At 46.7% G+C, this 24,727-nt stretch carries 24 protein-coding genes; 3 read left to right on the top strand and 21 right to left on the bottom strand.

Annotated elements, in window-relative coordinates:
* Positions 1-68 precede the first annotated feature (68 nt).
* The 12 genes from NQ564_RS05615 to NQ564_RS05560 all read right to left on the bottom strand — a co-directional run bounded on the left by NQ564_RS05615 (position 69) and on the right by NQ564_RS05560 (position 13,482).
* Positions 69-530, bottom strand: coding sequence for a septal ring lytic transglycosylase RlpA family protein (locus NQ564_RS05615; protein ID WP_008148299.1), 462 nt, complete (start codon positions 528-530; stop codon positions 69-71).
* Positions 531-573: 43 nt separating this feature from the next.
* Positions 574-1,953: a cytochrome c peroxidase gene (locus tag NQ564_RS05610; protein WP_008148300.1), complete on the bottom strand. Its 1,380-nt coding sequence runs from the start codon at positions 1,951-1,953 to the stop codon at positions 574-576.
* A gap of 102 nt (positions 1,954-2,055) precedes the next feature.
* Positions 2,056-2,778: a tyrosine-protein phosphatase gene (locus NQ564_RS05605; RefSeq protein WP_008148302.1), complete on the bottom strand. Its 723-nt coding sequence runs from the start codon at positions 2,776-2,778 to the stop codon at positions 2,056-2,058.
* A gap of 5 nt (positions 2,779-2,783) precedes the next feature.
* Positions 2,784-5,159, bottom strand: coding sequence for a GumC family protein (locus NQ564_RS05600; RefSeq protein WP_129649873.1), 2,376 nt, complete (start codon positions 5,157-5,159; stop codon positions 2,784-2,786).
* Positions 5,160-5,172: 13 nt separating this feature from the next.
* Entirely contained in the window at positions 5,173-5,940 is a 768-nt protein-coding gene (locus tag NQ564_RS05595) for a polysaccharide biosynthesis/export family protein (RefSeq protein ID WP_008148307.1), read from the bottom strand.
* A gap of 53 nt (positions 5,941-5,993) precedes the next feature.
* Positions 5,994-7,232, bottom strand: coding sequence for a carboxypeptidase-like regulatory domain-containing protein (locus NQ564_RS05590; protein WP_227963226.1), 1,239 nt, complete (start codon positions 7,230-7,232; stop codon positions 5,994-5,996).
* An 87-nt stretch (positions 7,233-7,319) separates the two neighbouring features.
* Complete coding sequence (locus tag NQ564_RS05585) at positions 7,320-8,861, bottom strand: YjbH domain-containing protein (protein ID WP_039848112.1); 1,542 nt, start codon at positions 8,859-8,861, stop codon at positions 7,320-7,322.
* Positions 8,862-9,376: 515 nt separating this feature from the next.
* Positions 9,377-9,619, bottom strand: coding sequence for a DUF4248 domain-containing protein (locus NQ564_RS05580; RefSeq protein WP_008153732.1), 243 nt, complete (start codon positions 9,617-9,619; stop codon positions 9,377-9,379).
* Positions 9,616-10,797, bottom strand: coding sequence for a DNA primase (locus NQ564_RS05575; protein ID WP_129649871.1), 1,182 nt, complete (start codon positions 10,795-10,797; stop codon positions 9,616-9,618). The genes NQ564_RS05580 and NQ564_RS05575 overlap by 4 nt, the downstream gene beginning before the upstream one ends.
* On the bottom strand, positions 10,794-12,185 hold the full coding sequence (locus tag NQ564_RS05570) for a replicative DNA helicase (RefSeq protein WP_008157963.1): 1,392 nt from the start codon (positions 12,183-12,185) through the stop codon (positions 10,794-10,796). Before NQ564_RS05570 ends, NQ564_RS05575 begins: the two co-directional genes overlap by 4 nt.
* A complete protein-coding gene (locus NQ564_RS05565) occupies positions 12,182-12,682 on the bottom strand; it encodes a helix-turn-helix domain-containing protein (protein ID WP_008157965.1) in 501 nt (166 codons plus the stop codon). Before NQ564_RS05565 ends, NQ564_RS05570 begins: the two co-directional genes overlap by 4 nt.
* Positions 12,683-13,014: 332 nt before the next feature.
* Complete coding sequence (locus tag NQ564_RS05560) at positions 13,015-13,482, bottom strand: hypothetical protein (protein WP_008148317.1); 468 nt, start codon at positions 13,480-13,482, stop codon at positions 13,015-13,017.
* 342 nt (positions 13,483-13,824) lie between these two features.
* On the opposite strand from NQ564_RS05560, the gene NQ564_RS05555 reads away from it, so the two are divergent.
* From NQ564_RS05555 to NQ564_RS05545, 3 genes are all read left to right on the top strand, one after another.
* Positions 13,825-14,280, top strand: a complete 456-nt coding sequence (locus NQ564_RS05555; protein ID WP_008148320.1) for an HU family DNA-binding protein — start codon at positions 13,825-13,827, stop codon at positions 14,278-14,280.
* A 106-nt stretch (positions 14,281-14,386) separates the two neighbouring features.
* Entirely contained in the window at positions 14,387-14,827 is a 441-nt protein-coding gene (locus NQ564_RS05550; RefSeq protein ID WP_008148322.1) for a glycoside hydrolase family 73 protein, read from the top strand.
* Positions 14,828-14,957: 130 nt separating this feature from the next.
* A complete protein-coding gene (locus NQ564_RS05545; RefSeq protein WP_039848477.1) occupies positions 14,958-15,263 on the top strand; it encodes a hypothetical protein in 306 nt (101 codons plus the stop codon).
* 111 nt (positions 15,264-15,374) lie between these two features.
* Here NQ564_RS05545 and NQ564_RS05540 read toward each other — a convergent pair whose 3' ends face one another.
* The 9 genes from NQ564_RS05540 to NQ564_RS05500 form a co-directional block, all read right to left on the bottom strand.
* Complete coding sequence (locus NQ564_RS05540; RefSeq protein WP_129649869.1) at positions 15,375-15,785, bottom strand: WbuC family cupin fold metalloprotein; 411 nt, start codon at positions 15,783-15,785, stop codon at positions 15,375-15,377.
* Positions 15,786-15,812: 27 nt separating this feature from the next.
* Positions 15,813-16,799, bottom strand: coding sequence for an MraY family glycosyltransferase (locus NQ564_RS05535; RefSeq protein WP_129649867.1), 987 nt, complete (start codon positions 16,797-16,799; stop codon positions 15,813-15,815).
* 3 nt (positions 16,800-16,802) lie between these two features.
* On the bottom strand, positions 16,803-17,729 hold the full coding sequence (locus NQ564_RS05530) for an NAD-dependent epimerase/dehydratase family protein (RefSeq protein ID WP_021863081.1): 927 nt from the start codon (positions 17,727-17,729) through the stop codon (positions 16,803-16,805).
* Positions 17,726-18,850 (bottom strand): glycosyltransferase, encoded by a 1,125-nt coding sequence (locus NQ564_RS05525; RefSeq protein WP_021863082.1) that lies wholly within the window; start codon positions 18,848-18,850, stop codon positions 17,726-17,728. Before NQ564_RS05525 ends, NQ564_RS05530 begins: the two co-directional genes overlap by 4 nt.
* A gap of 1,137 nt (positions 18,851-19,987) precedes the next feature.
* On the bottom strand, positions 19,988-21,052 hold the full coding sequence (locus tag NQ564_RS05520; protein WP_008148331.1) for a glycosyltransferase: 1,065 nt from the start codon (positions 21,050-21,052) through the stop codon (positions 19,988-19,990).
* Positions 21,049-21,612: a serine O-acetyltransferase gene (locus NQ564_RS05515; RefSeq protein ID WP_008148333.1), complete on the bottom strand. Its 564-nt coding sequence runs from the start codon at positions 21,610-21,612 to the stop codon at positions 21,049-21,051. The genes NQ564_RS05520 and NQ564_RS05515 overlap by 4 nt, the downstream gene beginning before the upstream one ends.
* Positions 21,609-22,478: a glycosyltransferase family 2 protein gene (locus tag NQ564_RS05510; protein WP_008148335.1), complete on the bottom strand. Its 870-nt coding sequence runs from the start codon at positions 22,476-22,478 to the stop codon at positions 21,609-21,611. Before NQ564_RS05510 ends, NQ564_RS05515 begins: the two co-directional genes overlap by 4 nt.
* Positions 22,472-23,551, bottom strand: a complete 1,080-nt coding sequence (locus NQ564_RS05505) for a glycosyltransferase (protein WP_165352359.1) — start codon at positions 23,549-23,551, stop codon at positions 22,472-22,474. The genes NQ564_RS05510 and NQ564_RS05505 overlap by 7 nt, the downstream gene beginning before the upstream one ends.
* A gap of 4 nt (positions 23,552-23,555) precedes the next feature.
* A complete protein-coding gene (locus NQ564_RS05500; protein WP_129649863.1) occupies positions 23,556-24,692 on the bottom strand; it encodes an EpsG family protein in 1,137 nt (378 codons plus the stop codon).
* Between the last annotated feature and the right edge of the window lie 35 nt (positions 24,693-24,727).

Raw genomic sequence — 24,727 nt, 5'->3', positions numbered from 1 at the left:
ACCTGCAACATGAATCACCCCGAATATCCGATTAGAATACTCTTAGGTCAAATTAGAAAATCATTAGATCATTTTTTCAGATCGATCCTGTAAGGTGGCTTCACCCGAAGATGATCCACTTCCAGAAAAGGAATCTTGGGATAGAGAAGATCGAGAAGGCTGAGATCGATTTTACCCGGAACGACCTCGATACGGACACGGGCAAGACCTTTTTTCTTAAAGCCCAGAAGTTCGGCCGCACCGACAGAGACATCGATGATACGGCCCTTGCGGAAAGGCCCGCGGTCAGTGACACAGACGATCACCCGCTTCATATTGGCCAGATTGGTGACACGCAGAAAAGTGCCGAAAGGATAGGTCCGGTGGGCAGCGACCAGCTCGTCCGCATCATGGACCCGGCCACTGGCAGCCTTACGCCCGTGGAAACGGTTGTGGTAATAAGAAGCAAGCCCTTCCTCCTGGCCCCACACTTCCCCCTTGCCCGCGAAAGCGACCAGCAGGAGAAGGATATGTACCAGACGGAAGGGCATACACGTTATCGTTTTACTTTACAATAACGTAAAGCTCTCGATTTTATTGTAGCAGCTCGCCCTTATATTCTCCGGTGAGCGTGTTCAGGAACGCCACGAGACTCTTGGTATCCGCATCCGAAATGTTCTTACCGATCTGGAACTGGTGCATGATGCGGATAGCATCTTCGACCGTCGCGATCGATCCGTCGTGCATATACGGCGGGGTAAGCATCACGTTACGCAGGGTCGGAGTCTTGAAACGATGACGGTCCTGCTCGTTCTTCGTAACGGAATAACGTCCGTTGTCACCGTCCGTCAATCCTGTTCCGCGGTAATCGAAGTAGCTTTTCTTGATTCCCATATACTCGAAAGACTGTCCGCCCAAGTTCACACCCGTATGGCAGGTAGCGCATTTATTCTCCTTAAACAATTCGTATCCGGCAACCTCTTCGGCAGTCAGAGCCGTCTTATCGCCCATCAAATACTTGTCGAAACGGCTCGGCGTGAGCAACGTCTTTTCAAACTCGGCGATAGCGTCGGTGATCGTAGACTGGTTGAACCCTTCCGGATACACTTCGAGGAAACGTTTGCTCAATTCCTTGTCTTCCGCCAGCTTGGCCGAAATATCGTCGAACGAGTGACTGCCCATTTCAACCGGGTTCAAAGGAGGCCCGGCAGCCTGTTCCTTCAGGTCGGCAGCACGGCCGTCCCAGAACTGGAGGATATTCAAAGCCGAGTTATACACGGTCGGGGCATTCACACCGCCGAACTGTCCGTCTATACCTTCGGAATATTGCTTACGGTCCACACCGGCAGTCTCCAGCCCATGGCAGGTCGCACACGAAATCGTGTTATCACCGGAAAGACGCGTATCATGATAGAGATCGAAGCCTAAAGCCACCTTTGCCGGATCGGTCGGGATAGAAGCCATCAACGGCTGTACAGGTTCGTTGGCGAATTCTTCGGCGACGGTAGGTGTCGAATAGTTCTTCTTACGGACCTCCTTCGCCCAGGAAAGCAAGACAGCCTTTTCGTCGCTATTAAGATTCGTCCCCCAGTGCATCGGCATGTGCGTGTACTTGGCGGGAGGCATCGAACCGGAGAGAGCAGCATCTTCCACCTTCGCCAGGTCGGCTTCGGAAACGAGCTGGCCATTGTCGAGGGCCTCCAACATCGCCGTCAGGTCCAGATAGCGCGTACCTTCCTGCATATCCGCCTTGACAGTCGGGCCGATCAGGGGAAGATTACCGTAAAAAGGAAGCGCCGCCGTAGCCGAGTGACATTGCATACATCCGTTCTCACGAAGGATGGAAGCAACCTGTTTTGCCTGGTTATCCGCATACTTCTTGTATTCGGAGGAACCACACGATGGCAGAACCAGAGCCAATGATAGCAGCCCTAAAGGTAATGCCGTCCTCTTACAAAGAATAGTGTTAAGCATAATTATTGGTTTATTTAGATTTGTTAAGTGCAAAGGTAGGCAGAATTATCAAGAGGTATGTAGAAAGCTCATCAGTTTTATCTATGGAACGATAAATAAAAACTATAGTCCCTTGTTATTCTCCAGCACCTCCCTGAGAGCGTCGAACATTTTGCCCGATAGTTTCAGCCGGGCGAGGTTTCTCTTGTAGTCGTCAGGATGATGCAGGTCGGAACCGGCGTAGTCATAGAAACCCTCCTTCATCAGGTAGGCGGCATATTTGGCAGGACGGGCGCCATATACGCCGGCAAGGGAGAACAGGTTCAACTGGAATTTGTAACCCTTGTCCTTCAGCCGGAAATAATCCTCCTTCGTCATATACATATACCGCTCCGGATGAGCCAGGACAGGCGTGTAGCCCTCCAACCTCAGCTCGTAAAGCAAGTTCAGATAGTCGGGAGGCGGCGAGAGATAGGAAGTCTCGACTAAAACCTGCCTGTCCGCATACGTCAATAATCCGTCCGCCATCTGCAAACGGAAACCGGCATCCAGCATATACTCAGCCACCAGCCTCAGCTCGATCCCTTCCGGGGCAAGCATTTTCATGCAGGCAAAACGGTCCTGCAGATAACTGCGCCGGTTGTCGGGCAGGTCCGCCATCACATGGGGAGTCAGGAAAACACGTTCCACACCTGCCTCCTGCATCGATTTCAGAGCCGCCCGCATATCATCGACGCTCTGCACACCGTCGTCCACACCGGGCAGCAGATGTGAATGCACATCTGCCGTCCCCCTCAATAAATCGGTGTGAACCACTTTCTTCTTCGGAAAAAGTAAGGAAAACATCTTTGCTATTTCTTTTTACGTTGTCCGTAACCATACCCGTAACCGTAACCGTAGCCGTATCCATACCCGTAATGATAGCCATACGTGCCATGCTTGTAGACCGTCCCGTTCAGGATCAGGCTCATGTTACGCAATTTGCCTTCGCGGTAGAGCTTCTCCACTTCGGGAAGGGCACGGCGATCCATCCTGCCCGCACGGACGACATAGATCGTCAGGTCGGCCACCCGGTTGACAATCACCGCATCGGCCACCACTCCGGCCGGGACGTTGTCCAGGATGATATAATCATACCGCTCACGCAGCTCGGCGATCAAAGCCTCCAACCGGTCGCTCAACAAGAGTTCGGCTGGGTTGGGCGGAACGGGACCGGCATGGATGATATCCAGCTTGTCGTACAGTTCCCCTTTCTGGATGATCTCGTCGACATTGTCGATGCGGCCGGAAAGGTAATTGGTCACACCCATGTCCGATACCTGGACATGGGAGCTAAGGGTACCCTTACGTATATCGAGGTCGACCAAGACGACCTTCTTGTGCGTGAGGGCGAAGCTCATCGCCAGGTTGATGGACACGAACGTCTTGCCGGCTCCCGGATTGAACGAGGTGAACATCACCACCTGCATGTTCTTCTCCTTCACCCGCATGAAGTCCATGTTGGTACGCACGATACGGAACGCCTCCGAAACCGAGTCGCGGCCGTTCTCATGCACCACCACTTCGTTCTTGTCCTTCTTGTCGCGCATCGGTATCTCGCCTAAGAACGGCACGGAGAGTACCCCCTCCACATCCTTCCGCGAGCGTACTTTCGTATCGCTGACCATCAACAGCCACAGGATACCGGCCGGTATCGCGCATCCTAACACGACAGAAGCCAACAGGATCATCATTGCCTTCGGAGCGACCGGGGCATTGCTTCCCGCCGCCGGGTCGATGATACGGGCGTTGCTTTCCGTCATCCGCTGCGTCAGCTCGTTCTCCTCGCGCTTGTTCAACAGGTAGAGATACAGCTCTTCCTTGATCTTCTGGCGGCGTTCCACCGAAAGGACCTCCTTCTGCTGGGTCGGCACGGCCGAGATGCGGCGGCTCGTCTGTTCCTCCTGCGCCCGGATATTCTTGATCTTGATGTTCAGGCCGACGATCAGGTTATCCACCGAACGGATGATGGTCTGCTTCATCGCGATCAACGAATTGTTCAGATCCTGCACCACCGGGTTCTTGCTACTGCTGTTGCTGATCAGCTTGTCGCGTTTCAGCAACATCTCGTTGAACTCCCCGATCTGCGACTCGATGTTCACATCCGATATGCCCGTGTTCGCCGGGATCAGGTCCGAGTTCTTGCCGGGGTCCGTCAGGTAGTTCTTGATGTATTTCGCCAGGCTCAACTGATTCTCCAGGCTCAATCCCTCTTGGCGGTACTGGCTGGACGTCTGCAGATACATGCCCGTCTCGGACGAGATATCCGTCAACTGGTGTTCCCGCTTGTACGACTCGATATCCGAATCCACATCCCCCAGTTCCTTCTCGATCACGATCAGACGGTCGTTGATGAAGTTGGAAGTGTTCATCACGATCTGGTTCTTGTCGTTGATCGCGTCCGTGTTGTAGGCGGAGATCAGCGTGTTGATCACATCCTCCGCACGCGGGATGGAGACATCCTGGAGCGTCAGGTTGATGATCGTTGCCGTCTTGCTCGCCAAAGTAGCCTGCAAGCCGCTCTGGAAAAGGAGCGCCACATTCTGCAGCGGCGATTTCGTCACCTGCACGGTCGTATTGAAATACTTGTCGCCGTAATAAAGCGACGGGACCACCACCACCCGGCCGATAGGTGTCGTGACCGTATCGTTCAGCGCCACCTTCATCGGCTTGCCGTCCGAAACCTCCTGGTCTCCGAGGGTGAAGCCGGACAACATCACTTCCTTTCCGGAAACAGGGACCGCCTGCAACGAAAAGGCCTGTGCCTCTTCCGCATCCGGGAAAGAGAGCTGTACGGGCGACTGGGTGTACAATTCCACCGTCCGCAGCCCGTCTTTTACCGTGTAGCTCACATCCAGATGCAGGTTGCGCGCCACTTCGGTCATCAACCGTCTGGATTTGAATACCAGCACTTCATTATCCACATTCCGCTTCGTACCGAAAAGCCCCAGATCCTCGAAAGCGGCCGATTCGCTCATCGCACCGCCCTTCGCATCGTCCTTGATCAGTACCGAAGCCGTCCGGGTATACACCTTGGGCGCCCACTTCAGATAGAGGAACGCCGCTCCGGCACATACCACGACAGACAGAACAAACCAATACCAGTTAGCCAACACCGTTTGCAGGATGTCCCCCAGGTTCAATTCGCTCTCTTCCACGCGGGTGTTCGTTTCTTGTTCTGTGTTCATAGGTTCTCTTTTTTTACTTTGTTAATGTCACAATCAGAGACGCGATGGAAACCAAGATCGATGCGGCGGACAACCACACTCCCACCGACTTGTTCTGGTTGATCTCGCTCTGTCCCGCTTTCGCCTTGTTCGGTTCGACATACACGATATCGTTCTGCTGCAAATAATAGCAGGGAGAATTGAAGATGTCGGCCGAACGGAGATCATGGAACAGGATCGTCCGTTTCCCGTCTTTCTCACGGATCACGGCTACCCGGTCGCGTCGTCCGTAGATCGTCAGGTCGCCAGCCATACTCAAGGCTTCCAGCAAGGTGATACGGTCGCCGGAGATATTGAACGATCCCGGACGGTTCACTTCACCCATCACCGCCACCTTGTAGTTCAGGAACTGCACCGTCACGATCGGGTCTTTGATCAGGTCCTCCTCTATCAGGCGTTGCTTGATCAGGTCTGTCAACTGCAAACGGGTCAGCCCCGCCACATGCAACTTGCCGAGGATCGGGAAATCGATGTCCCCGTTGGTATCCACCAGATAGCCCAGCACGCGCTGCTGCCCTCCGCTTTCGCTTCCCAACTGGTACGTCACCATCGGCATATTGAACGGCAACGCCAGCTCCGGGTTCTTGCTATTCACCATGATCGCCAGCAAATCGTCGTTATGGATATACACTTCGTATTTCTGCTCGATCACCTGCTGCTTCAGCGGGACGACATCCTGCAAGTACACCACTTTCTTGGAAGATGCGCAGGAGGTACAGAGTACCACCACGCACATCAACATATAATTCCAGATTTTCACTCTTCTTTTTTCTATATTAAATAAACAATTGCAACTTATTGAGCAACACCGCCACCGTGTGCCGGATGGCTTGCACCGCCTTCCTTAGTGATCGTCGTGCTTACACCTGCGTATGTTGCGATTTCCACGCTGAACGGAACGACACGGCCCTGGTAGTTGAAGTTGACAGAGAAAGAAGAGAGGTTCTTCTTAGCCTTCATGTCGATCGTCACCTTCTGGTCGCCGTCCACTTTAGCTGTACCCAAAGAGAAAGGAATTTCTTCCACACCGGCAGCCGAACCTTTGGTTGACGTGATAGCCGCGTTCAACTGGTTGGCCAGGCTTTCGAGATCAGAGCCGCTCAAAGCGGAGAACGCGCTGCCCAACAACTGTTTCAGGTCGCCCTGGATTTCCCAGCCGATTTTCTGTTTGCCTGTCACTTCCTGTTCTGCAGCCGCCATCTTGCCTAAGTTGTCGATTGTGACGGTAGACAAGTTTTCTGTCGAGCTTCCGGCATCGGATACCGAATAAACCGGACCGAAGGAGTGGTTGGAGAAACCGTCCAAAGAGCAGGCATAAACATTACGGTCTGCATCGAAATCGGCTGTGCCCATTTCTTTCCAAGCATTGCCATCTTCCACGAAATGCTTTACATCGGCAAAGCTGATCGCGTTGCTGGTCGCATTCTTAACCGTCACTTCCACGCTCTTTTCAAATTTCAGTCCGTCGGGCGTACAGTTGATTGTCGAAAGACTGGCATGGTCGGCTTCGGCTTTCGCACCTTTCAGATATTCGGTCATCGTGATCTCGGTATCTTCCTTCACGGCTCCTGCCGGAACAGCCAGTTCGGCCACATGCGTACGTTCGTCATACACAATCGTGTCCTGATCAGCCGATACGGTCACCGGAGTAGCCAAAGAAGTCAAAGCCTGTGACAAAGAGATACTGCCCTGTTTCGGTGTGCCCGAAAGGATCACCGCGTCAGCCGAAACACCCACATATCCGTCCTTGGCAAACGTCACGACATACGTTCCGATCTTATCCATCGCCAACTGGTACGTTCCGTCGGCAGCCGTCTTGACCGACTTACCTGACGTGCTGACTTCTACTCCCTCCAAGGCGGCAGAACCGTCCGTCACCTTACCGGCTATATAATAGACCTCCTTATCCAAAGGATTATCGGTCACGATTTCGGGAGTCGGTTCGTCATCATCACTACATCCTACAAATCCCACACTCAATGTCGCAGCCAAGCCCATGGCCAGCACTGCGCTCCACAAATTTTTCTTTTTCATACTCATTAAAAATAAAATTATTATATTATTTATTGAAAGATATTTTCTTGTGAGTCGTTTTTTAGCACACTCTCTCCAAATAGATCATCAATCCTGATTTCTCCTATCATAAGGAAGGCTGTTGCTCTCGTCCGGCCGGGTCTCGTAGTCCTGTCCGAGACGGCGGTGGAAGTATTCAAGACCGCTCTGTCCCGAATATTCCATCTGGTAATATTCCGGCAGGCGCACCCGCACCTTACGCGACTTGCCCCATTGCGGCAACGGGACGGCAAAATGGAAACCGCCGTTCGCCTCGCCTCCCGTGTACATGGCATACAAACCGGCCGTCGTCCGTCCGAAATGCCGGATGCAGTCCACCCGCACCCCGTAGTCGCCATAGACATAGCGGTGCACACCCAAGTTGAAATCCATATTGAAACGCCTTTCGCGGAAACGGACCTCCGCCGCCCCGCTTACCCGCTTCCAATTCGACACCTGCCATTTGCCCTCGTAGAAGGTAGACGATCCGGTCACACCGCCTTCCAAGCCGAACAGCCAACGGTCGTCCGGCGTCGCATAGCGCAGTTTCAGGTCCGCCCCCATCCGGCTGTTCGTGAAGTTGCCGACCGTCACCCGTCCGAACGCCCCTCCGGGCAATCCGAACTCCTGGCTCAAGGTCAGTACACCGGCCCGGATATAGTCCATCTGCCCGACCATATTGTTCCAGACCGGCAGAATCACCTGCCCTGTGAAAGCCGCCCCTTTCCAAAGCCGCGCCTCCACCGCCGGAGCGATATTGATCACCGCCCCGTATATCTTGTCCAGCCACGAATTGTTCAACGTGATCTGCGGATAAAGCACCAGCTCCACCCGTCCGTCCCAGGGCATACGGACCTCATCGGACCGGAACGCGCGAGGCCGGGGCGTCAGTTCGTACCGGAGACCGCCCGCCACCGTCTTGAAATCGTAGCAATAGGCATACAAGGAAAAATGGTCGAACAGCCGGGCCGATACTCCCACATTCACCACCTTCGAGTCATATTCCGCCATCACCTCAAGCAGTTTCAGGAATGCCGGACGGTAGCTCACCCCGCCGAACACGCCCTTATTCTCGCTCCTGCTGCGAAAGGGCATATGTCCTCCCACCGTCACGCCGATATCATGGCCGTAGAAACCGAAATGCTTCGTCCCGACCGCATAGACGGAAGAGAAATAACGATTTCTGCCCGAATCCAAGAAAGGATTCAACTCGCCGGTCGTCAGCAAGTCATTCGAACCGATCACGACCGACGGCCACCATTTCCCCTCCTTCAACGGACGCAGGCGCAGGGAGACCGAACGGTCCTGGTTCCATTTGCCGGTACTCTTGACCTTCAACAAGGTGCACCGGTAGGCCACCTCCATAAACGGCAGGAATGTCAGGTTCACGAAATAGTTTCCCGAATTATATCCCCACTCCCGGGGTAGCATCTCCTGAGGCAGGTAGTTGCCTCCCGTCATGAACGTACCGTCTTCCTGCATATCGGCCGAAGGGATGTTCAGTAGACCGGAGACGCCCAACGAGCGTTGGGCAATTGACAATTGAGAATTGACGATCGACAATGAGATGCCGATTGTCAATAGGGTTTGCTTTATTATTTTATGTTTCATATTCTGTTCTGTTACTTTTGGCTTGATCCAAAAGTAACCAAAAGATCAAGGCTTAACCGGCTGGGCTACTCCGGTCAAAGACTACGCTGTCGCCTGCGAAACTCGCTTCGCTCAGACAGCGCAGGCTCCTGCCGCTCCGTCTTTGCCCTCCGCTTGACGCCCATCCGCTTAGGCCTTTCATAGAAAGCTCCGCTTTCTCTTGGGATGGCCGATACCGCCTGCTTCTCTCACCTGCTTCTCTGCGATCCCTCATCAAGTGCAGGAACAGGCTTGTCCCCGTGCCCCGCACGGGGCCGCAAAAGAACTGTCGAAATCGGCCATCCCAAGAGAGCCGTCAGGCTCTACTTCCGGCCTAAGCTGGTGAGCGTTAAGCGCAGAGACCGCAGTGAGCGCCCGGAGCGTCTGCTGTTTGAGCGAAGCGAGTTTCAGACGCGACAGCGAACGAAGGGAACGGAGTAGCGAAGCAGCTTAAGCCTTGACTTTTTGGTTACTTTTGGGTCAAGCCAAAAGTAACATCAAGGTTCCCCAAGAATCCTCACAATCTGCTCCACCTGCCTCGGCGTCAGCACCCTTCTCGAAGCCGTCCAGCCGTTCTCGTGCAGGAGTCCGAGCAGGACGGGATTGCCGACGATCCACTGTTTCAAGCGCCTGGAAGCGACTTCGGGCGTGACATCCGGGCTATATTGCCGTCCCAGCCTCCGGAGAGTGGTGGAACGGTTTTTCCATTTTTCTTCTTCCTCATCCGTCCTCCCGGTCATACCCACCTCCAGTCTATTGTCGCCGGACGGCAAGCTGCGGCGGACAAGCCCTTCAACTGCGCCAGGCAATCCTCCAGCACCATCAACAAGCGTTCCCGTTTCTCCGTCTCCGCCACATCGGACAAAAGCCCGACGCCTTTCCGGATACGTCCGAGCAACACCAGCTCTTCCGAAGGCTGGACCAGCCGTACCACCTCGCGGACATAAGCGGCAAACGCCTCTTTCCCCAGACGGCGAAAGAGCGAATCCGGATCGTCCCCTTCCGGCAACCCGATCCGTACCACCTCCATCCCTTCGCCTACAAGCGTCGGGACAATCGCATCCGTCGCCTTACGCCCTGCCTTGTCGGCATCCAGCATCACGCGGACAGATGTCGTATATCGTTTCAACAAAGCAATGTGCCCCGTACAAAGCGCCGTCCCGCATAACGCCACCGTATGCCTGAATCCCGCCGCATGCATCGCCAGCACATCCTTATATCCTTCCACCAAGAACACGCTCCCCTCCCGGCGGATCGCCTCCCGTGCCTCATACAACCCGTATAACAGCTCGCTCTTCCGATACAGTTCGCCCGTTTCCGAATTGATATATTTCGGTTTATCCCGATCTTCGTCCGACAACCTCCGGGCGGCAAACCCGACCAACCGTCCCTCCTCGTCCCGCACAGGGAACACCAACCGGTTCCGCATCGCCTTCCAGCGTTCGGGAACCAAGAAGGGCGACTGCCCCACCCCGAAATCCAACCAGGTAGGAGTCAGTTCCGGACAACCGCTACCCGCAGGCAACAACATAGCCAAGAAAACTTCGTTCTCCACGGACAATCGAGAATCGACAACGGACAACCGTTCCGGCAGCGCCCCCGCATCCTTATTGTCTTTCCTCTCGATCGTCAATTGTCCATTTTCAATCGTCAACTCCTTTGTCAATCGTTTCGCCGCCTCAGCAAAACCGACCTTCTCGATCTTACTGACAAAAGCAAACACATCCCCTCTCTCCCCGCAAGCATAGCAAACAAAGCTGCCCTTCTCTTCGTTGACGGAAAGGGAAGGATGGCGGTCTCCATGGAACGGGCAAAGCCCCATCCACCGGCGGCCGACGCGTCTCAGTGTCGTATAGCGTCCGATCACCTCCCTGATCGACAGGGAGGCTTTCAGTTCTTGTATCTCTTGCTTCGTCATATCCCTAAAGAGGTTTGTGTACCGGGCTGGATATAATCCGTGATACGGGTGAACGAAGGGTTGTACCGGAAACGGGCGATCCCTGTCGAACCATTACGGTTCTTCGCTATATAGATCTTGCCGACTCCCACCAAGCTGTGCCCCGTCTTGTCGTCGCGGGTGAAGCCATAGCGTTCGGGACGGTAGATAAACGCCACACAGTCCGCCACCTGCTCGATCGTCCCCGAATCGCGCAAGTCGCTCATCACCGGCAGGTACGCCTTGTCGGCACGCGCTTCGCAGGCACGGTTCATCTGCGAGACCGTGAGCACCGGACAATTACTGTCCAACGCCAATTGCTTCAGCGCCCGGATATTCCGTCCCACCATCTGTTCCTGCGTCTCCCCCTTCCGGCGGTCGCCTCCGAGGAGGTGCAGGTAGTCCACGACCACCAAGTCGCATTTCCCCTGCCGGCATTGCAGCAGCACCTTCGCCCTGATCTGCTCCACGGTAGCCCCGACCGTATAGTCGAGGTAGAAAGGCAGGTCCTTCAACCGGAGGGCGGCCTCTTCCAAATGCTCCACCTCGCGGCCGGTCGGCTTGTTGATGCGCAGGTGGTCCGGGTTCACGTCCGTCATCCCTGCCAGCACGCGGTTCAGCATTTGCAGGCTCGACATCTCGAGGCTGAAGAAGCAGACCGATTTTCCGGCACGCGCCGCGTTCAGGGCCATCTGCAACGTGACTGCCGTCTTCCCGTCACTCGGTCGTCCGGCGATGATCGTCAGCTCCGTATTGTGGAACCCTCCGGTCACATAGTCGAACTCGGCAAGCCCGCTCTTCACCTGTTCGGCCTCCAGCTCGCCACTGAGGCGCCGATGATGCCAGGTCACCGCCTCGGCAGCCAGTTCCCCGATCGTACGCACCGGAGTGCCCTCGGCCGTCTCCTGGCGGAACTGCATCAGAAGACGTTCGGCCTCGCCGGCCAGTTCCTCAGGGACGGACGACACCTTGCCCGCCTTGAACGCCATCGTCCCGAACAACGTGACCAAGCATCTCAGTTTATATTGTTTCTTGATTCCTTCCACATAGGCCGCCACATTCCCGTCGTGGCGCACATTCAGCATATAGGGCAGCAGGAACGACAAACCGCCTAACCTGGCCGCCTGTTCCTCGTCCGCTTCACGCATTCCGCGTTCCACCAGCACCATATCCGGCCGTACCCCCGTTGCATAAATTTTCATGATCACTCCATAGACGAACCCCAACGAAGCATCGGCAAACATTTCCTGGGTCAACCCGGCCGATTCCGCCTGCACCGGCGCTTCCATCGAGGTCATCAACAGGCAGACCAACGCCTTTTCCATATCGTTCAAAGAGATGCCTCCGTTCATTTCTTCACCGTTCATCATTGCATGCCTCCTTCCCCGTTTGCGCTACAACAATCGAACTGCATGCTCCGTCCGCCCATACGTCGTTCGGCTTCTTCCAAGGCGAGGAAAGCGGCCTTCGCCGGTATCTCTTCGCCTTTCCTGCGAAAACCCATAATAAAATCATATCCGCAGACACGGATAAAAATTCCGTCTTCAAGGCGCTTCATCTCGATAAGCCCTTCATCTTTCAACCACTTCAAGCTCCGGCGCAAAGTAGTGGCACTCATTCCGCAGCATCCGGCCAGTTCCTCACATCGTCCGACATACTCGCCACGTTTGCACGTATAGGAGCGTCTTTTCAAACATACGCGTCCATCAGCAAAATAAACTTCCGAAATCAAAATCAAATACGCCATGCCGATCGTCTTTTCCCGACCCTTACCGTGAAATAACATGGTAAACACTTTGCGCGGAATTCGGACAAACGATTGTCCCAGGAATCCGGCTACCTTGTCTCTGCTTAAATTTGCATCCATAACAGTTGGATTTACAGTTTATAAAATTGGTTACTCGGTTTGGTGTTTTGTTGATCGGTCTGAGCAAACTATGAAACAACTACTTATGGCATGGTGTGGCGCGCATATGCCCACTCGCTTTGGCGATCTCTCTTAATATAATAAGAAAGATTCTTCTTATAAAGATTTATAAATAGCAATTTTTCAATTCTTTCAGAACATCAAATTCATACTTACCGACACCACAAAGGTATAGTCTATACCTCCGTTTAAAAAAACTGTTTTATGCAGATTTTCAATTCCCTTTATTCCTCAAAAAAGAAGCCATATAACACTACCAATCGGTTCATTCTTTATTTTTTATCACGTATTTTGAAGTTCTTGAATTCCGCTTTCATCCCGTCCACGATCTGATCGGCCTCCGGAAGTTGCTCCTTCAACTTGTTCAGAACCGTGTTTTCCGTATTTCCCGTGTCGAAGATGCGGTCCACATGGCCGGCCATCCGGGCGAACGAGCAGTCCTCGATAATGCCTGCCCTCATCATCGCCCCCATATAGACCATAAACAGGTCGGGACGTGCCACCCATACCCGGGCAAACCCCGGAGTTTCCATCTCGTAGCCGCAACAACGGTACAGCTCATCACTGTAAACTTTGAAAAAACGATCCGCCAAATGGTTCCACGATTCGTTTTTCTCATCTCTCAACCCTTTGAACAGGAAAGCGAGCGCAAACAGCTCCACCTCCCGGTCTTCTTCCAACTTAGCGATATAATCCTGTAGAAGCGGAAAAGACAAATATTTTCCTGCTATCGCCCTCACTTTTTTTTATAATACCATAGGAAATCTTTCATGAAATCATCCCTTTTATTCTTATGCTTGTTCATTGCTTTAAATGTTTTTTCAGATCGTAGTATTATATGGCATTCTTCCTTTTTTCTTTCCTTTCAAAACATATATGTTTTGATTTTAAAACACCTATGTTTCGTTTTCAAAACACCGGTGTTTTGAATCTGACTGATCGGATGCAAATATACAAAAGATTAATCGACTCTATTCGACCCTAATCGACTCTAATCGACCCGGCGTTTTTCCCCTACCGTATCTTTGTATAGTCAAAAGCGACATCTCCCTAATTATCAATCTTTTAATTTTTCAATCCCTATGCCATTAATTTACACTCTCGTCAAACGCAAAGACATGAGCAAAGACGCAGCCTCAGGTGCAACTCTTTATCATGCACAGACCAGCATCACAAAAAAACTGACGCTGAACAAAATCTGTACCCGTATCGAAAACATCTGTACCGCCAGCCGCGGTGAGATCATCTTGGTGCTCGACGGCCTGATCAAAGTCATGAACGAAGCTCTTTCAGACGGCGAATCGGTTCACTTGGGCGAATTCGGCAGCTTCCGTATGGTTGCCGGCAGCAAAGGTTCGAACACCGTCGACGGTTTCAACACCGCCCTGTTCAACCGTGCCCACATCGTCTTCTACCCCGGCACAATGCTGATCAACCTTGTCAATAACGTCTCCTTCGAACGCTACGTCCCCAAAAAGGACGCCTCCAGCGAATCATCCGGTGGCGGGGGTGAGGATGACCGTCCGGGAGAACTTTAAATCAAGTGAAAGTTGAAAGGTGGAAGTAACTCCACGTTGCTATTTTTCAACTTTCAACTTTCAACTTTCACCTTTCAACTAAAAAATCACCTTTCAACCAAAAGAAATGAAGCAAAGCGAATTTTTTTCCTCCCTCCTTCCCCTTGCCCAAAAGGCAGGGGAAGCGTTCCGGATCAATCCGGCGGTCATACTGGCACAGGCGGCTATCGAGTCGGGTTGGGGACAAAGTGATCTTGCCAGCGAGTATCATAACTATTTCGGCATCACCGCCTACGGCCGTTCCAATGTATGGTGGAAAGGCCAAAGCATCGAGTTGGGCACCCATTCCCTCCGTTTCCGTGTCTACGACACCCCCGGCGACTCCTTCATGGACTACGCCCGCCTGATCCGTTCGGTCTACCCGTTCGCCGCCGACGTCAGCGACGACCCGAAAGCCTTCGCCCGCAAAATCGCCTACAGCAAATACATCAGCGAAGTCAACGGCGACAACCGTGCCGCCTATCAGGCGTTGTTGGTCAAGGTTTGCAGGAAGATCGGGAAAAAGTGATGGACAGGCTTCCTCCAACGACATAAATAGGATATGCCTCTACAACCGGATTTTCCTGCGAGTAAGAGATTCTCAACCCTCTATATTCTTATTTTTTAATCGATAATTTATAATTCATAAATCATAAATCATGAACCTCCTTGAAACCATCCTCAATTTCCTCACCACCCTCGCCCGGATCATCTTCCCCCGGCGCAAACATCCGGTTGCCGGTGACGACCTTTGTCCTTCTCCTCTGCCTGAGCCTCCTATCCCTCCTCTCCCTGTGGAGGGGAGAAACGGAAGTAACCCTCGCCGCTCTCGGAGCAATTCTCTCCCTCCTCTCTCCCCGTCCCCCGAAACTCCCCACCCCGAAGCCGACTGGCTCGGCCTCTCCGGCTACACCCTGATGCTGGCGGGAGGAATCGGGAGTCTTTATAAGGTGCTGGTGGGATAAAGGGCTACAGCAAGGAACGTGTCAAAAGCCATTCCGATAGCTTTTTGACACATTTCTCCTTTTTATTTTAACAAATCACAATATTTCCTTTTGGGATATGGCCTTCTGTTTTTATTGTGCCACATACGCACCATCTTTAGCCTCAAAGATGGTGCTTGGTTCTTTCACATCCACGCTATGCCACACACCCAACGGGATCTGTACCCCATATTTGCCTTCGCGCGGACAAAGCGTAACACGGGAAACCTCCACGAACTTCCTTTCCCCGCCCGTTTCATCCTGACCGGAAGCCTCGGCATATAGAACAACCTCCAAATATCCCTCTATACAGATCGTCGTTTCCGCCGTTTCCATATGTCGGTGAACAGGTACTTGTGTCCCAGGCTCCAACGCATTCAGCATACGCTGACTCTGATCCAGAGCTGATGTGCGCAAGTCAAAGTTCATACGCTTCCGCTCATTCGCAACTGCTCTCTGATGAAGATCGGAAAGCAGATTCTTATCTATTGTTTGTATATCCATACTTTCTTTGATTATTCAACAACCATCCTACTTCTTCAATGACTCAAGATATCTCTCATGAAGATGATAATATTTCCTCATGAACAAGAGATAAACCACAGCCAACAAAGCGATCACTATTCCCAAATAAACCCAATGAACAAGCACCCGATCCGGTAACGCATACACCATGACCAAAGAAACGGCCAACTGCAAGACCATATAAACAAGGCTGACCACCGGATGAGACATGTTCAATTCATTCGCCATCAACTGGTATGCATGTTTACGGTGTGCCTCTCCCAAGTTTTCATGAAGCATAATCCGATGGCAGATCGTAAGACAACCGTCCACCCCGTACACAACAAGAAAAGACAGCCATGTTATATCTCCGGTCTGTATCACCAATTTCCCGATAGAGAACAATAAGATAAAAGCAATTCCGATACTTCCGACATCCCCGGCAAAACACTTCGCCTGGTTTTTCGGACGGAAATTGAACAGGCAAAATACCACTACGGACAAGATCGCGACAATCAAAAACGAACTCTCCATAAACTGGATCTTCCGGTTCATCAACAGCAGCGGAACAAGCACCGCTAACGAATATCCCCCCGTGATTCCATTCACCCCATCCATAAAATTGATGATGTTCGTCGCTCCCACGCATACGATCAATGCAAGAAGCACGATCCACCACATATCCAAATGCAGGATATCCAACTGATAGAACATCAATCCCATCGCCACAAATTGTACCACAAGACGCAAACTGTCCGGCAAACTGTGAATATCATCCACAAACGATATTCCAGCAGCTAAAGTCACCGCTGCCAACATCCACGGATACTGGAAACCATAGAGACAACTCCACACCCATGTACCGACCAGAAAGATGACTCCTCCCCCACGCAACACCACCTTTGAATGAGAACTGCGCTGGTTCGGCTTATCAATGATATTGCATTTGTCGGCAAGACGGAAATAAATCAGCTCTGCCATAAGCAGAAGCACAAAAATCAACAGATACAACATATATCAAAAACTTTTAATCGTCTTGATCAAACCTTCCTTAGCCCTGACCGGCATCTTATCTACTCCCAAAGCCGACTTTATCTTCCGGTTGGAAACGACATAATTTTCAGTCAACTTGGCCAGACGCTCCCTGTTCAAGGGCAGATGCAGACAACCTCCGGCACTCGCCGCCATCTCCATCATCTTCTTGTTCAAATGCCAGATATGCGCCCTCCGTCCCATAGCCTCACAAATCACAGCTATCAGTTCGTTGGTCGACAAAGCTTCATCATCAGCCATATGATAGACTCCCGAAGCTACCTCTTTGGTTAACAGACCTTCCACAACATAGCACAAATTATCGATAGAAGTAAATGTCCGTTTATTCTCAAAAGCCCCCAACGGCCATGGGATTCCTTTCTTCACCACATTATAAAGCAAATTCAGATTTCCTTTGTTTCCCGGCCCGTGAATCATGCAGGGACGCAATATATAGACCGATTTGTCAGCCGGCCATTTTTCCTGAATATATTCCTCGGCCTTGATCTTGCTCTCACCATAAGGTCCTTTGGGCGAAGGCACAACCTCTTCGGTCAGGATATCTCCCTCCACCTGATCAGTAGCCGCTTTCACCGAACTGAAGAAAACAAACTTCTTCGCAGAAGAACCCAAGAAATAGTCATAAATCTTTTGTGTCAGCCCTGTATTGATATCAAAATAAACCTGCGCCTTAGATTGATTCTTCGTATCATGCGCTTTCCCCGCCAGATGAATAATGGCATCTACCTCCGGAATATTCCTTTTTCCAAGATCATCCCAACTATAAGTTTTTACCACTCCATCCTTTTCAGGAGCAACAATATCTAATCCGTAAAGAATATGTTTTTCTTTTAATGCATTTACCAAATTAGCTCCCACAAAACCATGGATACCGGTTATTAAAATTTTCATTTATATAATTTTTCTATTTCACACCAAACCTTTCGACAATCGAAATACTCTTTTACCCATTCACGTCCGAACTTACCATCTATACGATGTTTCAACCGGATCTCATCTATCTTTTCAACTATATCTTCCGGATCATGGGTAATAAAAAGGCCACTCCTACCATCGCAAATGGCATCACAACAACCCGTTACGCGGGTGGTAAGCACTGGTAATTCCATTGCCTGAGATTCCAAGACACCAGTAGGAAATCCTTCACGATAGCTGGGTAATACATACAGGTTCATCAAGGAATAATAATATTCCATTCCTCCATTGACAAATCCGGTATAAATGATACGCGGATCATTCTCAATCCTTTCCTTCACATCCTCCGGCAAAGCATCCCGGACCTCAAACATACCTACCAACAAAAGCTTGCAATCGTCCGCATCTTCCAGCATGTCGAAAGCCCGTACCAAAGAAATAATACCTTTATCTCGTACAAGACGACCGGAATATCCAATCACAAAATCACTTTCTTTAATCCCCCACCTCTTACGAAGGTCAGCCACTTTCTGCCGATCCACAAGGGCCGGATTAAATTTGAACTCCGTATCAATTCCTCCACAAGTACCATGTCCCAATACTATTTGTTTATTGGCAGGCGCCAATCGATCCTCAATACTACGCTTAAGAACCGAAGGACTTACACATACGATCTCAGTAGCACAAAATGATGCCAGCCTGTCCACGCTCATTAAAATAAAACGTTTAAGACCACGACTCGTCTCATAAACCAACCCATGACGAAAATAGATACGGTTAGGAACTCTCATCAGCCAAGCAGCCACCATAGCCAAAAGTCCTCCTTTCGGAGTATGTCCCACTACTATATCAATATCTTTCTTCCTAATGAATTTACAAATATTCCGAATCGTAATAAAATCCTCTTTCAACGAAATACTACGATTAACCGGACTCTCTATATAATCAAAACCTTGTTTTTTAGCATAATCAGCCAAATATTCGCTCGGACTACACACAACATTCATATTATAGCCCTTACTCTTAAAGTATTTGAATTGATCACCAATAAAATAGGGAAGAACAAAGTAGATGTTTACGACGTGTAGGATGTTCATAATATAACTAATAAAACCATTATTGTTATATACTGTTTGTTTTTCTTACTTTCAAGATGTCACTATTATAATGGCGACATTTACATTTTTAATGAAAAAGCATAATTTCCTTTATACAAAGTTAAATTTTTAACATTTCACTCAATAGATTTATTATATAATTAATAACTAGAGCTGTAATCATAGAGCAAAACACTGTAACTAGAAATATTATGAGCGGATACTTAAATCCAAACACGAAATCGTGAAAAATATAATAACAATAATAAGAATGAGTTAACCATATTGCTGTACTCACTCCACCCATATACATTAATACAGCTTTAACACGTTTTCCTAAACTCATTTGAATAAACGTCAACACGAAAAGAATAACATAGACAATTCTGAATATAGGTAAATTCAACCAAGATGTAAGAAGTACAAGCATTATAAGAATCAATGCTAATATAGTATTATTACATCTATATTTCGGAAATATAATATTTTTGTCATTTGCTAACATACAAAAAATACTTCCAAGACAAAATACTCCAAGACATTGGAAGTAAGGAAAAAATATCTGCATGAAAACACTATCACAATAGTGATGTCTTGATATCAAAAAACTTGCCCCATAATATAACAAAATGGATGAAATAAAAGATATACAAGGTCCTATTCTATCAAGAAACTTAAATACATATTTGGAAGAAAAAACTATTAGCACATAAGGAAAAAGAAACCATGCTTGCGGATACCACGATGTATTGATAGCAGAAATATTCCGTAATATAATATAAAATGACATTGAAAAGCGCTCTGGAGCCATTATTAAGCCAATAGGAATCATAATAATTAAACATACCCACCAATAAAGATATAGTTTAAAAATTCTTTTAGTATTAAATACCAAGTCTAATTTTCCTGATATATGCGAATAATATAAACCATACCCTGATATGAGCAAATAAAATGCAACAGGATTCATTGCTCGACATAACCAATGTACAAATGGAATATCTCCTACATACAATAGCGGTGTATAATCTCTAACAAAACTTAGACTATTGAATAGATGTAAAAATACCATAAATAGGATAGCCATCCCTTTCAACATATTGCTCTGCTCCTTTGATATGTAAAAAATGTTTTGATTCATTTTGAAAATATAGTTTTATAAATATTTGTATATCCTTCTACCATTGTAGAAATATCGTATTGAGCAGCACGTACATACCCTTTCTCTACAAGTTCTGAATATAGTACTTCATTCATACAAACACCCTCTATTTCCAGTGCAAGTGTATCTGCATCCTCATGAGGAAAGAGAAGACCTGCATCTTTAACTACCTGAGCTAAACCTTCTACATCACTCGCTATAATCGGCTTTCCTGCCGCCATTCCTTCAACAGCAGCCAGTCCAAATCCCTCAATATGGCTTGATTGCACTACCACATCCGAAGCCTTCAAAATATTTGGTACATCATTTCGTAATCCCAAAAACAAAACTCTATCATTTACACAAAGTTTTCTGGCAAGTGCCTTTAAAACTTCTTCCGTTTCTCCATAACCAACAAGCCAAAGTTTATATACCTTTGGAAGTTTTGCAATTGCACGAATGATAGTAGCTTGATCTTTCTGATAACTCCATCTTCCCACCATTGTGATGATCTTACCATCTTTTTTTAAATCACTAGCAGGAAATGCATCATGATACTTCTTAATATTGATACCATTGCATATAACAGTTGTTTCTGGCGCACTCTTACCTACTACTTCTTGCATCGATTGCTGAGTTGCTTCAGAGATACATATCACATGAGTATAACGACTATACATCCATTTTTCAACAGGAGCAAACCACCATACACGATGGCGGCTAGTTGTAGTATGTTCCGTTGTACACCACTTAGCTTTGCTGAATAAACTTGCAATTGCTCCATATATCTGGCAGGCAGTATTATGAGTATGTACAATATCAAATTTTCGTGCCAGTTTAGCTAAACAAAAAACATTTTTTAGATGATACACATTTCTATTTTCCGAGAATGAATGTATAGTAATTCCTTTATCTTTCAAACGCTTATAAAATTCAGTCTTTTGACCTTGAAATAAAGCTAATTCAACCTGACAATCCTGTTTTAGCAACGGTAGGAAATCTACTAACAACTTTTCTGCACCTCCTGTTTCAAGGTTAGTTATTACATGAAGTACTTTCATTGATAATCTTCAACTTTATAGACTATATATTTATCCGTAGGAGAAAACTCACGTGGAATAATTTTTCCTGGATTCCCAATAACAATACTATTAGGGGGAACATCAAAATTAATAAAAGCTCCAGGTGCAACTAAGACATTATCGGCAATATATACTCCTCCTACAACAATTGCATTTGCATTAATACACACATTGTTACCTATTTGGGGCACTCCCTTCTTATGCCCTAGAGAATTTCCAATAAGTACATTCTGCGCAATATTACAATTATTACCAAGCACAACTGCTGGATTCATTACAATAGCTCCCCAATGTGAGATTCGGAAACCTTTTCCGAGTCTCACACCTGTTGGTATTTGAATACCAAATTTAAATGAACACAGTTTCAACAATACATTCCATAAGAAGCGACTAATACAATTTCTAGCCTCTTGTGCATGACGAAGAAAATAAATATACTGAAAACCTGGAACAAACAATATATATCTTAATTGTGTCAATAAACAATGACATTTCAGACCTTCATAACGATAAAGATCTTCCTTTAAGGATCTAATCATATTTTCTGCTTTCTTTTATCATTTATATGCATTACAAGACCTAATGGAAATGAAATGAACCACAATACTCCAATATTTGCTTTTTGATTCGTTGTATGACAAAACCAAAAGCGCCAATAGTTAACTGAAGCTCTAAACTTTTGACTTACAGAAATATTAGATTTTGTTAGTTCCGAATAACAAATAGTACTTGCAACAGGACATTGCATTCTAATTCTAGTTATCTTTGCTGTTAAACCATCAAGAAGATAATCACAAAGATATATTTTACGGTAAAAATAGTAGAATTTATACTCACTAGCTATCCTCTGAAAAATAACAGCTTCTGGACAGAACTTTTCGTCCGGAATTTCAGGAAAAGGGAATTCTCGTATCACCTTAGTTCGGAAAACTTCCGCCATATCTCCTCTTATATGATATTTGTAACGAAAATCCAATGAATTACAAATAAAAGGATCAAACCTTTGTTCTCCTCCAACTTTTTCACCTGAAAAATAAGCCTTTAAACCACATACTCCACATATGTCTTCACGCCCTCTGACCTTGTTGTATTCTTTACATATAATGAAAATTGAATCTTTCGGCAACTGATCATCACTATCTACAATGAAAAACAATTCACCTTCTGCTATCTTTGCACCATAGTTAATAGCTCGGTGCTTACCACCATTGGGAACGAATACATAATGAATGGGAAAATCCGACTCATTTTCCCATTTACTGAACAAAGATTTAGTATCATCAGTAGAGCCATCATCTACCACAAGCCACTCAAAGTCCTTACAAGTCTGTTTACACAAACTTTTGTACAAATCAGGTAAAATATAAGCCCTATTGTAAGTCGGTGTAAATATAGTTACTAACATAATTTACTTTTGTATAGTTGTTCAACCTCTTTTGCAACAACTCGAATATTATAATGAGAATCAAATGCTTTACAAGAAAGTTCCAATCGCTTATCCTCACTATAAATATCTTGTTTTAATAAATCATTCCATCTTCTAATATCAGCCAGCGCTACCCGTTCAAAACTCCCCATCTGCATATCCGCCTCTATTGGTATTGTGTTAGTAGATAGTACACGCAATCCACACGCTTGAGCTTCTATAGCAACTATACCAAGTCCTTCATAAATAGAAGGAAAAATAAATACATCAGCTGCACATAGCCATTGAGAAACATCGAAGCGTTTACCCATCATATGGACATTGGAAATATATTCGTCTTCAATACGTTTACTCAACGACTTAAAAAGAGGACCATCTCCTATGATCACAAAGAGTATGTCTTCGTTTTTTAGCTCTTTAGCCCTATCTAAAATGAATGAATGATTTTTCTGATCTGTACAACGACCAACATTTATTATTACTTTCGTTTTATCTGTTACACCAAGTTCTTTACGCTTTTGTTTGCGAACTGCTACATCAAACTTGAAATCATCAAGGTCAATAGCATTATAAATCACATAAACAGAGTTTCTGTGACGCGGAAACATCCATTTTGCAGCAATATGCGAACAAGCAAAAAAAAGATTTGCATAATTCTCTACACACCAATTGCGAAAAATTTGAACAGGCCAAAATAGATGAGGAATATCCAAACGAGCATTATGAGAGTGAGCTACTCTAACAAGAATTCCAGCTTTGCTTGCACATTCCATTACTAATCCCATATCAGAATGCATATGGGTATGCACAACATCATAATGATAAGAATTAAAAAAAGTCATGAGATCTAGCTTATATTGTTCTTTACTTGTAAACGGTATAAGATAGATACTACACCCTATTTTACGAAAAATTTCTTCATTATTTCCCTGTTTACGAACAAGTATATCAACATGGTACTGACTAGAATCAAAGAATTTTGCTAAATTATACATCACAACTTCTGTACCACCACAGTTCAGTTGAGGATATTCAAATAATATATTTATCATAATTTCAAAAATAAAAAAAAGAGCAACCATCTACAAATGGCCATAATCTATATTCTCGATAGAGCATATCTCCATTAAAGCCAAATAATAATCGAAAATAGCCATATACACAAAGAGAAAAAACAAAGAAAATCATACTTTTTCTTAATTCTTTTGAATTTAAAGAATCAATCACATACCCTAGTAAAATAGCATACGATAAAGTAAAATAATCTTTTTCACGTGTCATAATCTCACTCATTCTAAAAAGAGTAAATAATGGTAGTAAACAGACAAATAGTTTTAGTATAAATTCTTTATTTTTACCATGTTCAAATATCACATCAAATCTCCGATATATAAAATAAGAAAACAAAAAGAACTCCAATGTATATATAATATTAATGGACGAAGTACTGTCACTATCAAAATATTTAGCAGCCTTTGATGCTGTAAACTCAGAATCGGCATTAGCTTGAATAAACTGCCCAATTGGTCCCAACACATCAACCCCAACAAAACCCAAAATTATAGTAGGAGTAAAGATTATATATAACCACTTAAAGGCAAATTTATTTAAGTTCAAATATGTTATAAAATAAAGCGGGAATAACAAATATGCACCATTATGAAATCGAGAAAGAAGAAAGGCTCCTATAAAATATTTCACCCATTTACGATTTTCTAAATAAGGCATTATCAAAAAAAAACCAGCAATGGTTATTGGCTGACGCATACTAATATGAGTATCGTAAAACAGTAATTTATAAGCAAAAAACATTGTCAACAATCCATAATGTACAGTATATTGTTTAAAACCTTTCCAAATACAACAATAGAAAAAAGCACTAGTTATAACACAAAAGCCATAAAACGTCACACCTAAAGTTTTAAAAAATGACATCAAATAAAAATAACCAGTCTCATAAGAAAATCTAACTAACGTATCAGATTTGATCTCAAAAAGTTGCGGCACATTATCATACCAACCATCATATATATTATAATCAAAACCATCAATATTATAATAGCGAAAAGCACTTGCTAGCCACAAAACAAATAGACTATAAACACCATATTTCTCTTTTTTCTTTGCAATCACTGAATTTTCAGAGGCAATAGAAAATACTAAGGCTATTAAAAATGTTAATATAAGTACCATTATATTTGATTTTTACTCCCCCCCCAAAAAAATTA

It is taken from the genome of Parabacteroides johnsonii DSM 18315, assembly GCF_025151045.1.
Lineage (GTDB): Bacteria > Bacteroidota > Bacteroidia > Bacteroidales > Tannerellaceae > Parabacteroides > Parabacteroides johnsonii.
The sequence above is the reverse complement of the archived record's forward strand: the minus strand, read 5'-3'. Positions and strand labels throughout refer to the sequence as shown.

Excerpts from the sequence above, each read along its gene's own strand:
- NQ564_RS05615 (WP_008148299.1), bottom strand. The coding sequence starts at position 530 with ATGCCCTTCCGTCTGGTACATATCCTTCTCCTGCTGGTCGCTTTCGCG.
- NQ564_RS05610 (WP_008148300.1), bottom strand. The coding sequence starts at position 1,953 with ATGCTTAACACTATTCTTTGTAAGAGGACGGCATTACCTTTAGGGCTG.
- NQ564_RS05605 (WP_008148302.1), bottom strand. The coding sequence starts at position 2,778 with ATGTTTTCCTTACTTTTTCCGAAGAAGAAAGTGGTTCACACCGATTTA.
- NQ564_RS05600 (WP_129649873.1), bottom strand. The coding sequence starts at position 5,159 with ATGAACACAGAACAAGAAACGAACACCCGCGTGGAAGAGAGCGAATTG.
- NQ564_RS05595 (WP_008148307.1), bottom strand. The coding sequence starts at position 5,940 with ATGTTGATGTGCGTGGTGGTACTCTGTACCTCCTGCGCATCTTCCAAG.
- NQ564_RS05590 (WP_227963226.1), bottom strand. The coding sequence starts at position 7,232 with ATGAAAAAGAAAAATTTGTGGAGCGCAGTGCTGGCCATGGGCTTGGCT.
- NQ564_RS05585 (WP_039848112.1), bottom strand. The coding sequence starts at position 8,861 with ATGAAACATAAAATAATAAAGCAAACCCTATTGACAATCGGCATCTCA.
- NQ564_RS05580 (WP_008153732.1), bottom strand. The coding sequence starts at position 9,619 with ATGACCGGGAGGACGGATGAGGAAGAAGAAAAATGGAAAAACCGTTCC.
- NQ564_RS05575 (WP_129649871.1), bottom strand. The coding sequence starts at position 10,797 with ATGACGAAGCAAGAGATACAAGAACTGAAAGCCTCCCTGTCGATCAGG.
- NQ564_RS05570 (WP_008157963.1), bottom strand. The coding sequence starts at position 12,185 with ATGATGAACGGTGAAGAAATGAACGGAGGCATCTCTTTGAACGATATG.
- NQ564_RS05565 (WP_008157965.1), bottom strand. The coding sequence starts at position 12,682 with ATGGATGCAAATTTAAGCAGAGACAAGGTAGCCGGATTCCTGGGACAA.
- NQ564_RS05555 (WP_008148320.1), top strand. The coding sequence starts at position 13,825 with ATGCCATTAATTTACACTCTCGTCAAACGCAAAGACATGAGCAAAGAC.
- NQ564_RS05550 (WP_008148322.1), top strand. The coding sequence starts at position 14,387 with ATGAAGCAAAGCGAATTTTTTTCCTCCCTCCTTCCCCTTGCCCAAAAG.
- NQ564_RS05545 (WP_039848477.1), top strand. The coding sequence starts at position 14,958 with ATGAACCTCCTTGAAACCATCCTCAATTTCCTCACCACCCTCGCCCGG.
- NQ564_RS05540 (WP_129649869.1), bottom strand. The coding sequence starts at position 15,785 with ATGGATATACAAACAATAGATAAGAATCTGCTTTCCGATCTTCATCAG.
- NQ564_RS05535 (WP_129649867.1), bottom strand. The coding sequence starts at position 16,799 with ATGTTGTATCTGTTGATTTTTGTGCTTCTGCTTATGGCAGAGCTGATT.
- NQ564_RS05530 (WP_021863081.1), bottom strand. The coding sequence starts at position 17,729 with ATGAAAATTTTAATAACCGGTATCCATGGTTTTGTGGGAGCTAATTTG.
- NQ564_RS05525 (WP_021863082.1), bottom strand. The coding sequence starts at position 18,850 with ATGAACATCCTACACGTCGTAAACATCTACTTTGTTCTTCCCTATTTT.
- NQ564_RS05520 (WP_008148331.1), bottom strand. The coding sequence starts at position 21,052 with ATGAAAGTACTTCATGTAATAACTAACCTTGAAACAGGAGGTGCAGAA.
- NQ564_RS05515 (WP_008148333.1), bottom strand. The coding sequence starts at position 21,612 with ATGATTAGATCCTTAAAGGAAGATCTTTATCGTTATGAAGGTCTGAAA.
- NQ564_RS05510 (WP_008148335.1), bottom strand. The coding sequence starts at position 22,478 with ATGTTAGTAACTATATTTACACCGACTTACAATAGGGCTTATATTTTA.
- NQ564_RS05505 (WP_165352359.1), bottom strand. The coding sequence starts at position 23,551 with ATGATAAATATATTATTTGAATATCCTCAACTGAACTGTGGTGGTACA.
- NQ564_RS05500 (WP_129649863.1), bottom strand. The coding sequence starts at position 24,692 with ATGGTACTTATATTAACATTTTTAATAGCCTTAGTATTTTCTATTGCC.